The 15,677-nt window shown below is 54.8% G+C and carries 16 protein-coding genes; 4 read left to right on the forward strand and 12 right to left on the reverse strand.

Going from position 1 to position 15,677, the window contains the following annotated elements; translation table 11 throughout:
• Position 1: 1 nt before the first annotated feature.
• The 3 genes from bcsB to bcsQ are packed head-to-tail and all read right to left on the reverse strand — an operon-like array spanning position 2 to position 5,567.
• Positions 2-2,269 (reverse strand): cellulose biosynthesis cyclic di-GMP-binding regulatory protein BcsB, encoded by a 2,268-nt coding sequence (gene bcsB, locus FHL07_RS21160; protein WP_095031850.1) that lies wholly within the window; start codon positions 2,267-2,269, stop codon positions 2-4.
• Positions 2,269-4,491 (reverse strand): UDP-forming cellulose synthase catalytic subunit, encoded by a 2,223-nt coding sequence (gene bcsA, locus FHL07_RS21165; protein WP_095026985.1) that lies wholly within the window; start codon positions 4,489-4,491, stop codon positions 2,269-2,271. Before bcsA ends, bcsB begins: the two co-directional genes overlap by 1 nt.
• The gene (bcsQ, locus tag FHL07_RS21170) at positions 4,488-5,567 is read right to left on the reverse strand and encodes a cellulose biosynthesis protein BcsQ (RefSeq protein ID WP_138738892.1); all 1,080 of its coding nucleotides are present in this window, start codon (positions 5,565-5,567) and stop codon (positions 4,488-4,490) included. Before bcsQ ends, bcsA begins: the two co-directional genes overlap by 4 nt.
• A gap of 549 nt (positions 5,568-6,116) precedes the next feature.
• On the opposite strand from bcsQ, the gene FHL07_RS21175 reads away from it, so the two are divergent.
• Complete coding sequence (locus FHL07_RS21175; protein ID WP_095002319.1) at positions 6,117-6,323, forward strand: hypothetical protein; 207 nt, start codon at positions 6,117-6,119, stop codon at positions 6,321-6,323.
• 72 nt (positions 6,324-6,395) lie between these two features.
• Here FHL07_RS21175 and FHL07_RS21180 read toward each other — a convergent pair whose 3' ends face one another.
• The 7 genes from FHL07_RS21180 to FHL07_RS21210 form a co-directional block, all read right to left on the reverse strand.
• Positions 6,396-7,064 carry a DUF3313 domain-containing protein gene (locus tag FHL07_RS21180; RefSeq protein ID WP_095002318.1) on the reverse strand — a complete coding sequence of 223 codons (669 nt, stop codon included), beginning with the start codon at positions 7,062-7,064 and terminating at the stop codon, positions 6,396-6,398.
• Between the two features lie 245 nt (positions 7,065-7,309).
• Positions 7,310-7,537, reverse strand: a complete 228-nt coding sequence (locus tag FHL07_RS21185) for a hypothetical protein (protein ID WP_095002317.1) — start codon at positions 7,535-7,537, stop codon at positions 7,310-7,312.
• Positions 7,538-7,967: 430 nt separating this feature from the next.
• The gene (locus FHL07_RS21190; RefSeq protein ID WP_095018805.1) at positions 7,968-8,483 is read right to left on the reverse strand and encodes an AAA family ATPase; all 516 of its coding nucleotides are present in this window, start codon (positions 8,481-8,483) and stop codon (positions 7,968-7,970) included.
• Positions 8,484-8,766: 283 nt separating this feature from the next.
• Complete coding sequence (locus FHL07_RS21195) at positions 8,767-8,961, reverse strand: hypothetical protein (RefSeq protein WP_095018804.1); 195 nt, start codon at positions 8,959-8,961, stop codon at positions 8,767-8,769.
• Positions 8,958-9,689 (reverse strand): zeta toxin family protein, encoded by a 732-nt coding sequence (locus FHL07_RS21200; protein ID WP_095031896.1) that lies wholly within the window; start codon positions 9,687-9,689, stop codon positions 8,958-8,960. The genes FHL07_RS21195 and FHL07_RS21200 overlap by 4 nt, the downstream gene beginning before the upstream one ends.
• A 161-nt stretch (positions 9,690-9,850) precedes the next feature.
• Positions 9,851-10,225 (reverse strand): tautomerase family protein, encoded by a 375-nt coding sequence (locus FHL07_RS21205; RefSeq protein WP_095018803.1) that lies wholly within the window; start codon positions 10,223-10,225, stop codon positions 9,851-9,853.
• 6 nt (positions 10,226-10,231) lie between these two features.
• On the reverse strand, positions 10,232-10,567 hold the full coding sequence (locus FHL07_RS21210; RefSeq protein ID WP_095002314.1) for a carboxymuconolactone decarboxylase family protein: 336 nt from the start codon (positions 10,565-10,567) through the stop codon (positions 10,232-10,234).
• Between the two features lie 108 nt (positions 10,568-10,675).
• On the opposite strand from FHL07_RS21210, the gene FHL07_RS21215 reads away from it, so the two are divergent.
• Both FHL07_RS21215 and FHL07_RS21220 read left to right on the forward strand, forming a co-directional pair.
• Positions 10,676-11,563: a LysR substrate-binding domain-containing protein gene (locus FHL07_RS21215; protein WP_095039181.1), complete on the forward strand. Its 888-nt coding sequence runs from the start codon at positions 10,676-10,678 to the stop codon at positions 11,561-11,563.
• A gap of 71 nt (positions 11,564-11,634) precedes the next feature.
• On the forward strand, positions 11,635-12,240 hold the full coding sequence (locus FHL07_RS21220; RefSeq protein WP_138738893.1) for a hypothetical protein: 606 nt from the start codon (positions 11,635-11,637) through the stop codon (positions 12,238-12,240).
• 891 nt (positions 12,241-13,131) lie between these two features.
• Here FHL07_RS21220 and FHL07_RS21230 read toward each other — a convergent pair.
• Positions 13,132-14,028, reverse strand: a complete 897-nt coding sequence (locus FHL07_RS21230) for an EcsC family protein (RefSeq protein WP_095018799.1) — start codon at positions 14,026-14,028, stop codon at positions 13,132-13,134.
• 448 nt (positions 14,029-14,476) lie between these two features.
• Between FHL07_RS21230 and FHL07_RS21240 the strand changes: the two genes are divergently transcribed.
• Entirely contained in the window at positions 14,477-14,938 is a 462-nt protein-coding gene (locus FHL07_RS21240; RefSeq protein ID WP_095018797.1) for a hypothetical protein, read from the forward strand.
• A gap of 83 nt (positions 14,939-15,021) precedes the next feature.
• Here FHL07_RS21240 and FHL07_RS24095 read toward each other — a convergent pair whose 3' ends face one another.
• On the reverse strand, positions 15,022-15,303 hold the full coding sequence (locus FHL07_RS24095; protein ID WP_095031843.1) for a DUF4236 domain-containing protein: 282 nt from the start codon (positions 15,301-15,303) through the stop codon (positions 15,022-15,024).
• Positions 15,304-15,677: the final 374 nt, after the last annotated feature.

Here is a 15,677-nt window from a genome sequence, read left to right on the forward strand (position 1 = left end):
GTCAGTTACCTAGTCGTTTGTTGGCGCGTGCGCGCAGTGCCAGATAAGCCAGACCACTGAGCAAAATCACCCCCAGACCGGTCAGCAGCAGGGACAGGACCACATGGCGCGACATCAACCATTGCAGGTACTTGATAGGCCCCAGGCTGCCAACGTAGTACTGCTCGTCCGCCACCAGAGGCTCGATGTTTTTACCGCGTACCACCACCAGACTGCCCTGGATCGAATGGGTGTAATCCTCACCTCCGATCAGTGCATTTGTGGCATCGGCCAGACCTTGCGGTTGACCACTGGCGATAACCACAACACTGCGCCCTTTTTTAAGCGGCGATTCGAAACCGGTCAGGTAAGTGCTACGCGCGCCACCGGAAAACGCCATCGCCAACCGCGTCTTGCGAATATTGGCTTCAGGATCGGGGCTAAACCAGTCACGTAGCCGCATCGGCAAGTCAGATAAATGGAAGCTCTGCTGGCCTTCGCCATCGTTAGCGGGCAGGCGATCGGCCCAATGTGCCAGCAAGGGCTGATTGGCACCGGACGCCAGCACCAGCAAGTCCTTGTCCGCAGCGCCCGCCACCTGATCCGCCTGAATCACCTGTACGCCAGTAGCCGGGTAGCCGGTGGACTGGCCAAATCGGCCGAGCAGTGTGAGGTAGGCATTCAAATCAGCAACCCCGGCATCATCCGGCAACACCACGGCGGTTTGCGACAGGTCAGCCAGACGGGTAAACGGAAAGCCGGAATCCTTGAACACGCCCAGGTTGGGCATGGCGATAAAGTGGTCGTAGCCGCTCAAATCAAGGGTCGACTCGGGATCAATCGCACCGCGCATATTGTCAATGATGATGTCGTTACATTGGCCCTGCTTGATGTAATCGAACATATAGCGCAACTGCAGGCGGGACTGCAGGGCCACCGAGTTCAGGGGCAGCAACACATTGGTTTCGCGGTCAAGGCTGTCGTCTGACTTCAGTGTTCTGAGCACACTGCTGTCGAGCCTGTCCCGGGACAGCAGGTTCTGCGACTGAATCAGCGCGTCATTAAAACTGATAATGAACGACGAATTGTAGGACTTCTCTTGCGGCGTATAGCGGTATTTAAGATTCAGCGGCGCGCCTTCGTTACGCCAGGTAAACAAATCCGGCGGAAAATTCAACGGCACGGTGATGTCACCCGGGTTGTAGCCGGACACCGCCAGTTGCTTGGCCTGCATCAACTCACCAATCTTTACCGGGCGATCACTGGGCAACCAGTTCGGCGCGTCATAGGGCTTGCGGGGCTGCACCACCTGCAATCGATCGATCACCACGCTGCTGCCCGACAAGGCCTGGCTGCCCAGTACCAAAGCAGTTGCGGCACTCTTGAGTTCGGCACCGTCGCGACCGCTGACCACCAGCAGCTTGGCATTGACGTCATTCGGATTGGTCATCAAGGTCAGGGTCGGGCCCTTCGCTGGCGGTAGACTAATACTGCCAATCTGCAGCGCATCCGGACCACTGATCAAAACCACCGCACTGCCGCTGGCGGGAATCTGGTTGTAACTCGAGGAAAACCGTGCACCCCGAAAACTGGCTTGGGCGCCAAACCACGACGACAGTGCACCGGCTGCTTCGAGCGTGGCGTTGTCAGGCGCAGAGACGAACACAAACGGCAAATCCAGGGCCCGGGTATCGCGACGATCGAAAAATGGCAACGGCAAGATGGACAGATCATTGGGTAAACCCAAGGGCGATACATCAATGCTCAAGCTGGTGGCGTTGCTGATCTTGGCCCACAGGCTGGTGTGCTGCGGATCTTCGCAACTCATGGTGTAGTGCCCGATAAACTGCAAACTCAGACGGTTGAACTCGGTAATCAGGTGCGCCGGTATGTCGACGACATGCTGTTGCAGTTGCCCGGCTTTGTCCTTGGGCAACGGCAGGCTTGCCGCCACTTCATCGTTGATGATGACGTTGATTTGCGACAGCTCTTCCAGCAATGCCGGCGAGTAAGTGTACTGCAAGTTCAACTTGGCACCCGTCACAATCGAGTCGGCCCGCACATCGAAACTGACACTGTCGCTCGATTCCACACCCCGCAGGTTCATCGGATAATTGCGGCCCAACTGTTTGAGGGTCACGGTGTAATTATTGCTACCGGTTGCAGCAACGGCTGGAGCGCTCTCGGCGCAGGCAGCGCCGCTGTTCAAAGCCAGCAAGGCACACGCAATGCGTGCCAGGGCACGACGCGGATCGCGCAAATTGGCGAAGACTGAAGACGTTGAATTCATCACTTATCCTGGATGTTTTCTAGCTTTGATGGGGCGACGCGGCGACGGCGCAGCAAGCTGCGCACTTCCATGAGCGAGGCTTTGAAGAGTTCTTGGATACCGCGAAAACCAATTCGGCTGACTCCGCGCAGGGCCACCAGCGGGGTATCAACCTGCCCGCTACCCCAGGTCGATGCCCAAGTGTCGGCACGGGAAAAGGTGAGACGTACCAGATCACTTTGCTGGCGCAGAGTCAGGGCTTCAAATTGAACGCCGAGCAATTCACCGCGACTGAATACAATCACAGCCGGGAACAGGCTCAAGTGCTGGCTGCGCAACAGCGAAATCTGCACCTGCTCGCCTTGAGGTACGCTGACGCCCTGTGGCAAACGCAAGCCCATGCCTTTTTGCGAAAAGTCCTGGGTAACGCCGTCTATCACACTGCCATCGGCACGGACCAGGCGCACCGGTAATGTGGCAGCAACCCGCGGCTCGGCACGAACCTGCCGGGTTTCACTGGCCACTGCCACGGCGGCACTGGTGATGATCACGTTGTAGAGCGTCCACAACAGGTTGATCAACAGCGTGGTCGTGGCGCCCTCCTCACCCATTGCCAGCCGCGCGATCCCGTACGCCATCCCTGCCATGTTAAGGGTCAGCAGCACGATATATGGACGGGCGAGCTTCCAGTCGAAGTACTTCTCGTCAATGATCCCGCCCTTGTCGGTCACGTTGAAACCACCGAACTTGGGGTTGACCAGCGCCACCAGCACCGGGGCCATGATGTACCAGGCCAGTACTGTCTCGTAGACCTCGTTCCAGAACGAATGCCGGTATTGCCCCTGAATGCTGGAGTTGGTGAGGCTGGCATGAAAAATATGCGGCAATGCATAGGCGGCAATCATCAAGCCCGAGGCATGAAAGATTTGCGCATCAAAAAACAGAAAAGCCAGCGGCGCCGTCAAAAACACCAAGCGCGGCAAACCATAGAAGAAATGCAGCATTGCGTTGAGGTAGCACAGGCGCTGGCCCAGGTTCAGGCCCTTGCCGAACAGCGGATTGTCGGTGCGGAAAATCTGCGCCATACCCCGCGCCCAGCGAATACGCTGGCTAATGTGGCGTGAAAGGCTTTCCGTGGCCAGACCCGCTGCCTGCGGTATCGCCAGATAAGCAGTGTTGTAGCCGGCGCGGTTGAGCTTGAGCGCGGTATGGGCATCTTCGGTCACAGTTTCGACCGCCACCCCGCCGACTTCCATCAGCGGCTTGCGACGGATCACTGCGCAAGAGCCACAGAAAAACGTGGCGTTCCACAGGTCGTTGCCGTCCTGCACCAGACCATAAAACAACTCGCCTTCGTTGGGCACCGAACGGAAGGTGTCGAGATTTTTTTCGAATGGGTCGGGCGAAAAGAAAAAGTGCGGCGTTTGCAACATCGCCAGCTTGGGGTCTTTGAGGAACCAGCCAATGCTCACTTGCAAGAAAGAGCGGGTCGGCACGTGGTCGGCATCGAAAAATGCTACGAACTCGCCACTGGTGACCTGCAATGCTTCGTTGAGGTTACCGGCCTTGGCATGACGATTGTTGTCACGGGTGATGTAGTTGACGTTGATCTGCTCGCAGAACTCGCGAAAGTCTTCGCGGCGACCGTCATCGAGCACATGCACGCGCAGCTTGTCCTGTGGCCAGTCAATTGCCTGAGCGGCAAAGATGGTCAGCTTCACGATATCGAGCGTCTCGTTGTATGACGGGATAAACACGTCAACCACTGGCCATTCGCTCGGCGGGCCCTTGAGCAATACCGGCTGGCGCCGCAGCGGCCAGGCCGTTTGCAGGTAGCCAAACACCAGCACCACCAGGGCATAGATTTCGGCCAGCACCAGGCCATAACCGAACGCCATGTCGACCCAGTCGTCGAACCCCAGGGTTTCGGTCAAGCGCCAGTATATATAGCGCAACGAGGCCGTGAGTGACAGGCCGATCATGATCAGGATGGTCAGGCGCCCGGGTATCCTGCGCAGCACCAATGCTGCAACAAAGCAGCCGATGGCAAAGATGCACTGCGCATAGAATTCGAACGGTACGGTAATAATCAGCAGGCCCAAAAGCCCGCAAAACACTGCGGTACCGGCAAGCAGCGCACGGCGTGCCGCAGCCGGCCACTGATCAAGATGATCTGACAGCGACTGGGCCCAACGCTGAAACCGGCTTTGCGCAACCTGGGGGGGGCTGTTTGACTGACTCATGAAGCTGAGTTCTCGGTTACACGGACGTTCTGCAAAGCAGCCTTAAGGTGTTCGCCAAGCAGTAAAACCCCTTCACCACCTACAGACCGGACGGGCACCGTCAACGGGTTGCGGCCGTAAGCCAAGGCCTCGCCAAAACCGTGATCCTGCTCTACTACCCCCGTCAACTGCGCACCCAGACGGCGCTTGAGCACTTCGAGCATGTCGCGGGAAAACTCGCGCCCGGGCTCAAATTGATTGACCACATAGCTGCGCGCAACGTTGGCTCCCAGCAGACGGTCCATATGCTCCAGGGCAATAAAGCTGGCCGCGTCGGCAGCAGTGACCACCAGCACCTGATCGGCCACATCCAGCGCCTGCTGCAGGTACGCCGAGCGGCCGGTGGGCGTATCGACAATCACCAGGTCATGTGTGCCCAGGTCCATGCGTTCCAGTTGCCGTGCCAGCCAGTGGCGGTCCTGGCTTACTTCGCGCTCCAGGGCACAGCGCTGGTCATCGCTCAACACGCCGTAGGGCAGCACTTGTACATCGTTGAATCCCTGCTGCAGATTGCTGCTCCAGCAGGCGCTGCCGATGCCGGTCACGCCGGATTCAACGCCGAGGTGATGGTGCAGGGCATTTTGCGGATCAAGGTCGATGGCCAGGGTCTGGCCACCCTCCAGACGCAGGCTGCTTGCCAGGCTGGCGGCCAGCGTGGTCTTGCCAACGCCGCCCTTGGCCGAGACCAGCACCACGACACGAGCCTTGCACTGCGGCGTGCGCAATTGTGCCTGCAGGGCCTCGGTTTCGGCCTGACGAGCAAGCGCTACTTCAGCGAGCAAATTACGCAGCGGGATGGCAACGTCGGCAGTGCTCATCAGCGGTGCCGGATCTTCGGCTTTCGCCAATGCCACGCAGACTGGCGCAACCGGTGGCAGAGCAGCAAGTACCGGGGCCGTGACTTCTTCAGGCTCAGAGGCTTTAACTTGAGCTGGCGGCGTATTGGGGTATTCGAACTGACTGTCGAACTCGTGATAACTGTCCGAAGTGGCGCCGAACCTGCTGAACAAGTTCGATATGTCGTCTGTACGACTCATAAGTAGGTTCCTTCCGGACTGAGTATTCACGACGCATGGCCAGCAACAGGGCGTCAAAATAAGCCATCACAATGATATCGTCAATAAATTGAACAAATTTGGATTAATATCGTAATTGCAAGCACAAATAATCAGGCTATTCGCCATTTTATTGACGAATACGGCTATTTTTATTTGGCGCTGCTCGCGTCGCTCTCAACCAATCAACCCAATCCTTTGTAATGACGAGGCTTATACGCGAAGGCCGGAAAGACCGGAAAATGCGCAGGAAATGCACATCAATTAGACGAGTGATCCATTGGCGGACCGACAGACAGCAATTAGCGCGCCATTATGAACAAAGTTGAACGTTACGCAGCGACTAACGGTGCACCGCTGGTCACCCTGATCGGTTCCTCAGATTCATGCCGGTACTTTCGGGCACAACCATGTCTACCAGGCTGTTTTCAGGCCCTTTTCGATGCGCGCCATCAATCCTACCCTAAACTTTAGTTATTACCGGTTACCGGTAGTAACAGGTTTCAAACCCGCAACGATAAGGAGAGCATCATGTCTGAGCACTTCAAAAACCTCCGGGGCGATACCCCCTTTGGTGCTGCCAGTCCGGAAGGCAAACGTGAACTGGCCGTCGCGGCTGCTTTGACCTTGATCCAGTCCAAGGTCCTGAACTCAGCCAGCTCCGGTCAGTTACAGACAGAGATGAATAACCTGAGCAAGTACGCCGATCAGATTCAGGCGGCACTTGAAGTCGTGTGAAGGAGCCAGACAAATCGCAGACAAAAAAAAGCCCGCCTTTCGGCGAGCCCCGGACCAACCCTTGACCGGCTCTCAATGGCGGCTGGACAAGTATTCGCGGCGCATATCAAGCGCCCAGCCATCGAGCACCAGCTTGAAATCATCCAGCGTCATGACCTGAGAATCATTTTCCAGCGCCAACCCTGTCCCCTTGCGCACCACTTGCGCGACCACCTGCTGGTCAGCGGCATCGATCACGGCGATCTCGGTGCTGATTTCACTGTCCTGATCACGCATCCCGACCGCCGTGCTGACCCCAGCGGCGAGCAGGGTCACGGGCAAATACTCATAAAACCGCAGGCCCTGGGTACTAGCCGAGAGCGAGACTATGGCCGGCCTGACAATCAGCGTGCCAGGGCCCGGGGCCGCGACAACCGTCATGACCTTGCCCAGTTCGCGCTTGAGCGCAGCATCGTAATAACCGGTTACGGCCGACAGCGTGGACTGTGGCCCCCGCCCGGTCGGTAGCACCCACGGGTAAAACTGGCTTGGCTCGATATAGACGCCGGTGTAATGGCTGATATCCAGATCAGGGCTTACCCAGGACAGTACGGCCTGCCCGGAAGGCAACTGCTTTTGCGCCAACTGGCTGTAATCGGACAGATAGCCCGAAAACTCTTCGGGCGGGATGGTCTTGCTGGCACAGGCCGCAAGCAAAATGGACAAGGCAGCCAGCAGCGGCAGCGAAAGACTGGTTCGCATGGAGCAGGAATTCCCGGGACGATGTTTTACAGGAGGGTTCTCATCAGCCCCGGGTGCCAGAACGAGCGCGGCGGGACTAATTGCGCACAGCTTGCCTGAACGCAATTGCTGGCAGATGTCCGGTTTGTTTCCGCGAAGCAGGGATATTGCAGAGGTGAAACAAATGGCGGGAATTGATTGAGCCAGCAGTTAATAACCTGAAGCGCAGCGTGGATGACACGCTGCGCAGTTAAAGCACCAGAGGATCAGTCGTCCCTGTCATCACGATCGCGATTGCGGTCATAACGGCGATCATTGTCGCGACGATCGTAGCCGCGGTCATAACCCCGATCATCATGCCCGCGATCGTATCCACGGCCCGAGTCGTAACCTCGATCGTGACCATGCCGCCCCCCGTCGTACCAGACAGGCGCGCAGCCGCCCAGCAGAAAAGCGCCTGAGACGGCCAGGATCAATAGGGTTGTGCGCTTCATTTGAGCGTCCTGAAAGAAAAGGTCATAAATATGACAATAAAAACGACCAATGATTCCTCGACACCCGCGGCTGCTCCCGCCCTCGCAAAGACTGCGTACTGGGGCACACGCCCTACCTGACCCCACCACTTTCGCCTGCCTGGTGTTGGTTAATTGGGGAGCAGAATGACAACCGACGGTCAATAAATCTGCAAAAAGCAGTGCAAGTTGACCTGATCAAGCTTCAATTACAGGTATAGAACCGCACCGAACAACCAGCGCCAACGACAGCCTGTCGCTAACTGCCCGATCCCTCACGGGAGGTCGCATCGGAGTGTGATCCGGGGCTGCCGGCCAGCGCACAAGCGCAGCTGACAAGCATCAGGCAGATCGCACTCCGATGCGGACAGATAACCGGCTCCAGGAGAACCGGGGGGCGCATTGAACGCCTTCAGAGCAGACGCGCCCTGGATAAAAGCGTTTCAGTGATCAGCGCCACAGCCTGCGCCTTTGAAGTCAAGGCCGTGTCGATGCTGAATGGAGCAGTGCCCCACGCCTCATATTCATGATCGAGAACAGACTGCCAGGTTGGGGGCGTCAGCCCGGGAATATCGACCTCCCTGGTTTCCACCCGACGCTGGTGCTCGCGCCTGTCAGAACAGATCACCTGAATGTTGACCAAGGGCACATCAGCGCGCTGAGCAATATCACTCCATGCCTGTCGGCTTTCAACGACCGGGTTTACACAGTCGACTATAACCGTGTGGCCAAAACGAAGATTGCTCAGAGCAAGCTCATTGGCGACCATGTAACCGCTCTTGCCCACCTCTTTTGCAAGAACGCCGGCGTTTCGAATCGCCTGTTCGATGGTATCGACCCTTAGGTAGACGGCACCCGTTCTGCCGGCAAGCTCGCTTGCGATAGTCGTTTTTCCGGTGCCTGGAAGGCCGCTGAAGACAATAAGCATTTTATGTCCTTGAATGGGTCTGGTGACTGCCCGTTATACGCAGAATCCGGGCCACTTCAGCATCTACTACCACTCAATCGATAGCGTTGCCTCTACCCGAAGCGTGACCTCTGGGTGGTGCAGATCCGGAGTACTGGTGGGAGCGTCATAAATAGCTGACTCGTAGACACACAGAAGAAAGCTGAGCGCTTTGTGGGTGCGATGGTTTCTCTCGGAGGCAACTGGCAGACTGCCAAATGAAAAAACCCAGCACGAGGGCTGGGTTTAGGACGTCCGGAGAAGGCTATTTGCGTTTCGTGATCAGAAATTCGCCAGACTTAACTGAGCGAATGACATCCTTCTGCTCGTTGATGGCGACATTGGCTGCCATGAGATAGACCGCTCGCCTTTCCTCCACGGAGCCGTGGCGGAAAAACTCAGACATCTTCGAAGAGGCATTCACCTTCGTCGAAGCGACTGCTGCATTTTCGCCTTTCATTGGGGTACTCCGTTCAAAATTCTTTCAAGCTCGAGGTGATCATAGGGCTGGTTGACGAACCCGTCAATTTCACCAGCTGAAAGGTCGATCCCAATGTCTTCATTTCCACCATCGATATCCTTGATGATTACATCTACCTGCAAAGCAGCGTCAAATTCACGCTTAAGCGCGCAAACAGATGCCTTTGCAGCATAGAACTGCCTGACAAACTCTAAACAGGGAATGTTCCTTCCATCTTTTTTCTCCCTTGCAAGCACAAACTCCCATGCAAGTTCTGGCCTCTGGTACACGTAGATAATTTGGGCCGACCTGTTTTCTTTATCAAGAGCGCGGGAGATATTCCGCCTTGCTACATCGAGATTCGCAAGTGTCCCATCCAGCAAAAACGACTGACGCTGCTGGTAAACCAAGTCCAAGGTGCGCTCAACAAAAATGGTCACCCCTCGCTGGAAAAGACTGGAGTTAAGCCCCGTGTATTCAGGGAAGTAGCACCGAAAATCATCCGGATCGATTCGTAACGCACACGATCCTCCGGCCTGCATCATTTGAATAAACGCCCTGGACACTTCAGTTTTCCCTGCTCCTGGCGACCCCGCCATAAACACCGAGACGGGGTACTCATCGCACGGATATCGATCCAAGGATGCCAATTCCCGGGCAACGCTAGTTCGATTTAGCTTTGCAAACGCTACGGCGCGCTCAGAAACGGCCTGCTCTTCCCCGGGCATGGTCTCATCCTTAACGAGAACCAAGACTCTACCACCTAATGCTTGGGTCAAGTCATGATAAACCATGCCCCGCGTGATCAAGGGCTGCGTGGCGTTTCACCATTATCTCAGAATTAAACGATGCACAGCATGGTGGTGCAAATCCCCGCAAGGTCCACGAGCTAGTTACCCCGACCGCCAGCAAACGACCAATCCTCACTGTCTGTGGTGGTAATTACCACCATGACATCTTCCTCGCTGAGCCCAGTAGCCTCGTTAAGTTTCTCGACCAGAGTGCGGTAGAAATGCTGTTTCGTTTCGACGCTTCGTGAACGGCCAGCGGTGATAGCAATCAACACAAAATCATGACTGCGCGGCCCGCCCAGGTACTCGGGATTGAAAATCAGCTCACCGACATCATGCTGATGGATGACCTGGAAGCGATCTGCGCCAGGCACCTCAAAACTCTCGACCAGAGCGTCATGCACCCCTTGGGATAGCGCCTGCAGATACGCAGCGGACTTTCCGCGATGCAGTGAAATACGTGCAAATGGCATAAATAGTTACCCTTGGCTGGGAGCACGACTGGCTTGCACATCGCGGAGCTGCTTCAGGCCAGAAGCAGCCGTCGGCCAGCCTGAATAGAACGCCAGATGGGTCATGACTTCCTCCAATTCATCATCACTCAAACCGTTGTCCAGCGCTCGACTCAAATGGAATGGCAGTTGCTCCAGCCGGTACAGCGCCACTAGGGCAGCCACCGTCACCAGGCTGCGCTCACGGGGTGTCAATTGCGTTCGCTTCCACATATCACCAAACAGGGTTTGATCAGTTAAATCGGCAAACTTTTGCGGGAATCTGCCCACGTGCTCTCGCCCGCTATCCTTTAATGTATTCACGACCTTAATCCCCGAATTACCTTGTCAATCGGACAAAACTATCAAGTCGCGGTAATTGCGAATATCAGATTTAATAGGATCAACTGTTCCAAATTTGTGGATTATCCGATGCGCCGTCCAACTTTCGATCTCGATGTCTTGCGCACCTTCGTTACCGGCGTTGAGTTCAACAGCTTTGCCAAGGCTGCGGATTGCCTCGGTCGATCTACGTCCGCAGTGAGCGCTCAATTGAAGAAACTTGAAGAGCAGGTGGGCACCCCGGTGTTGGCCAGATCAGGACGTGGCCTGGTCTTGACACCTGTGGGAGAAACCCTGCTCAGCCACGCCCGCCGGCTACTGGAGCTCAACGACGGGATCTTCTTGAGCCTGCATGAAAGCCAGACGACCGGAACCGTTCGCTTCGGAGTTCAAGAAGATTTTGGGGAGCATTTCCTCAGCGACATCCTGCGACGCTTCGTTCAAGCCTACCCAATGGTGAATCTTGAAGTCAGGATTGCGCGAAACGCTGAATTACTTTCAATGGTAGAAAGCGCCGGCCTGGACTTGGCCCTAACATGGGACACGGAGCGCAATTCGCCGCTTGCGACGAGACTGGGTGAAACACCGATGCACTGGATCGGGGCTCGTAACACACGACTGCCAACCATGATGGATGACTCACCGCTGCCATTGATCCTGTTTGATGCGCCGTGCGTGTTGCGCAGTGCCGCCACCCAGGCACTGGATGCGGCGAATATCCCCTGGCGAATCGCCCTGACCAGCCCCAGCGTTGCCGGTATATGGGCCGCCGTTGCTGCTGGGTTAGGCTTGACGCTTAGAACCCGCATCGGGCTACCGGGCCATCTCGACATCGTTTCAGGCTTGCCTCCTGTACCACACCTTGGTTACATGATTCATAGCTGTACTGAGGCTCCCACACCCGCCACGCGTGAACTCGCAGCATTGATCAAAGCGAGCCTACAAGAGCCGGCATTCAATTTTGCAATTTCGAAATAAATTCTTAGCTTGAATCAAGCAGCCCAGACGTCGAACTAGCGGCTTATCGCGCAGCAAATGGAGTTGCCCCTATGAAAAAACACACCTTGTATGCGCTGTTGGTACTGCTCGCGGGATGCAGTACAGGGCCCTATCTGCATCCAGAATCAGCCGTGGGCCAAAACGCCCTCCTCGAGCGTACCTGCCCCGGGCCAAAGGCGGCGATGAGCTATACGCCTCTTTCTGAAGAACTCGACTGGGTTCATGTGCTGGTTTATGCAGCACCGCCGGGTACATCCAGCTGGCCAAGCAACAAGCGCTCAACTGACACGGAACTGCGCCTCTTCGGTCGCCTGTACAAACCGCCTTACCTGCTCAACCTGAACACCCCGGAACAACGCAGCGCTGCGCTCAAACAGACCCCGCCCGACCTTTGGGTGAGTGCCGCATCGCCTATGGTCACCGTGCAACTGGCCACAGGGCAGTCTTATCAGGTCAGCGTTGAACAGCTGGAAACCGGTTTTGATCCGAGGAAAATATTCAACGCGGGCTTCAAGGGAACGCCCTTGGGCAATGGGGATATGGATGACTTCACCGTAACCTTTCCGGATATTTTCGTGAACGGTGAGAAAGTCCCGATGGCACCTGTCCACTTCAAGAAGCGCGAAGAACGCTACGCACCGGTATTCAACTGCTGAATAACAAATCAAGTAGCGACTCGCTCGATTTGGGCAAGCGAAGGCCTATGACCACATTCCGGTGAATGAGCGGCCAACCTTTCATGAGATTCAAGCGTTGGGTGCCTGGCTATATGAGCAACAGGGATTTGCTCAGGATGACATTCAGGGTTTGATGGGGCATGCCGATCTGAAACTGCTGCGCGCTGGTGGTTTGCCCAATGATTGGCCAAACGAGAACAACAAAAAAGGGCCCACCTTTCGGTGAGCCCTTCTAGACCGCCCAGCAGAGCGGATTTTGTTTGGTAGGCGCGATTGGACTCGAACCAACGACCCCCACCATGTCAAGGTTGACTGATGACCTTTCGTAAGCTATTGAAATGTATAGGGTTTACATGTGATTCAGATTGCGTAAAACCGAGACAACTACCCTATAAGAATCAATAACTTAGCACTGTATTTTGCTACAGGTTTAGTGCATTCCCTATGATGACATGTAGTCTATGTTGAGACGCGTCCTTGTGATCTCACTCTGTCTTTAGTGCGAGCAGTCTCGGCATTGCTTTTCAGCGACTAAGATCCAGTAAGTACGAAACTTCTGCAGTGTTCTGCCGAACGAACGTTCATATTTATTACAACGGATCTGCAAACAAGTGAAAAGTCCTTTAAAACCGTGGTTTGGAGCCTCCTTGGCGCTGAAATAATCAGTGATTTTCAACAGCCTACTGCCCGCTTTCTATCTGTGTTTTATCTTGGGCTCTGGCCATAAACCCACCCTCCCTGCAGCTCTCTATTGACAGTAAAACTGCATAGCATTACGCCTATCTAAGCGCATCGCATACCATGCCGGGGATGGGCTCAAACCCATAATTTGCTGATTGCACACCCGGCGATCGACGAAAATTTGAGCTTTCACACCGTTTGCGAAGCTTCTTCGTAATGCGGATCATAGTCGGCCGCAGGTTTTACGGTAACCTCAATTACTTCAGGACCATACTTATGGGCTAAGAAGCGCTCCCGATAAAGGTAGAAGGCTGCGTCGCAGACTTTCATGGTGAAGTAAGCGTTGAAGCCTCCCCCCACAATCGCACCCACCGCAGGAATGGTTTGTGCGAGCTTTGCTTTAGTAAGGCGTATGCCTAAAGATTTAGCAATTTCTTGGATAATCTTTACGAAAACACTTTTTTCCAGCTCCTGCCAAGTTGCCTTCTTTGCAACATCTTGAGAAATTTTGATCAGTTGAGCCATTGCGAGGGCTTTGGAGCTATCGCTTGGGGAGGATGCGAGGCCTAATACGTTGAAAGCGAACAGCCGCTCCTCCTGACGCGAGGTATCAAAACCGTAATACGCAGCATACTCGCCTATAGCACGAAGATTTAGTGTTATTAGCGTAGGGATATCGACCGCCAAGCCAGCTATGCCAACAGCTCCTGCCCCGGCCCCCTCGACTAAAGCAATACCTTTATATTTAGCACCCAAGAAGCCAACGACTTTATCGATTTGCGCCAGATCCAAGTCGTGAATATCCATATGAGTTTTGATTGTACTGTGCCCGTCGCCGCGAAACTCTTCAAAAATAGCTTCTGGCCTTACACTCCATTGAGCCGCGTCGTGGCATACACTCGTTAGGCCCTCGATTGCGCTTTGAATAGTGGAACCAACTACAGGCGTCTTGAACAGAAGGTCACCCGCTTTGTCGAGCGGTTGGTTTATCACCTTTAATGCTTGGCCGAACCAGCCGATGTCCGGCGCCTTCCAGCTGTGAATCTCTTTAAGAGCGTGTTGCTCGTATTTGCTCAGTTTCGGCATGCTGGGTCCTTGAGTTTCGAATCAGTAGGCAATATCAAAACGCCATTATGCCCTGATAAATAAAATTTTTGTTGCAGCTTTCAGGTGGTCGATTTGTGCGATGTCATGTGGATCGACACAGGATGCTGGCAGTCGACGTGAATGCTAGGAAGGTTACGCGTGATTAGCCGCACAGTTTTGAACTCCGACCCAACCATTCCAGAATCCCGGACGATTGTAATCACGCCACTCTCACCCGCGGGCTTTGACTGGAAAGCATAAAGCTCATCCGATGGAACCGGCTTTGCCTGGCTGACCGGGATGGGTGAAGACGCACACCCCGCCAGCAACGCTACTGCCAACGCACCTATCAAAATTCGCATGTCGTTCCCTCTATTGATTTGGCGGGACTTTAGCATCAGCAACGCGGTCATGGCAGAATGCCCCGCCAACAATAACGGAGCCTGTGATGAGACCCTTCGCCATAGCTGCACTAATGCTTCTGCTCACAGGATGCGTATCAAAGGTCGTTGAGTACACTCCGGCCAAGATCAGCCCAGAACAGGCACGTTCGGTAATCGAGCAGGTGCTTATGGAACAACCTCTCAAGACCAGGCCGGAGCAGGTCGTGTTTACTGATGAGTACATTGGCTATGGCAGCGGCATACTTTCGACCACCAGCGGCTTTGCCAGTGCAGTCCCTCTCGGTGGCGGAGCGATAGCAGCAGGCAGCTCACGAACATCCTCAAAAGCCGTTCAGACTCGTATTTACTACAACTCCATCGGTAGTGTGGCCCTCTACTCGAAACGCGGCCGATGGGTTGTGCAGACCCGGAGCACTGGCGGGAACGTCATGAACAGCTCTCTTGTAGATACGCAGAAGAAAGCTGAACGGTTTGTGGATGCAATGGTGTCTCTCAAACGCGGGTAATAACAATCAAACACAATAAGCCCAGCATTTAGCTGGGCTTTCTCATTTCAGGGCACCGAAAACATTAGGGCTGCGCGTGGACCTCAGCTGAATATCCACCAAAGAACTGCTGCGATAATTAGCAAGGTGGCCACATGCGCCCACGCCGGTGTAGGTGGCGTAGGGGTAGCCTCTCTCTTTCCGACCCCGTAGAACTTCGACGAAGATATTCCAGTGCCAGGAATTCCGGTCGTGACCCGCGTACCGCGTTTACTTAGGTTTACTGTGGCACCTTTCACGCCTAGTGACGTACTCACACCACTTTTGCTGATGTTGATCCGAACACCAGGAGCAATTTTGATGCTCTTCCTGATTCTGAGGGCCATGACTCAGTTCCTTTGAAAAAAAGCAACTTTAGCGTCAAAATGCCACCACCAAGAATAACGCTCTGTCGGAACCTGAATGGGCATCCAGCATGGATGAAATGCCAATACCTAAATACTCGCCACAGTAGTAGCGTTGTGCCCTATAACCAAGTCTGAGGAAGTCCAATTGAAGGCGCTTAATAAAGCTCTACAGTTATTTCGAAACGAACGTAAGCGGCCCTGGTCGGAGCTCAATAGTTGGGCGCTTGCCCTAATTGGTGGACCAAGTTTTCTGGCCGGCAGTTACTACTTATGGGTAGCCAAAGACGTTGCTCCAGAACTCATACACGCTACAAACCAAGTAGGTATAACAGCATTGGGAGTCGCTGCGTACA

Source organism: Pseudomonas sp. FSL W7-0098 (assembly GCF_005930585.1).
In the GTDB taxonomy this organism is placed as follows: Bacteria; Pseudomonadota; Gammaproteobacteria; order Pseudomonadales; family Pseudomonadaceae; genus Aquipseudomonas; species Aquipseudomonas bubulae.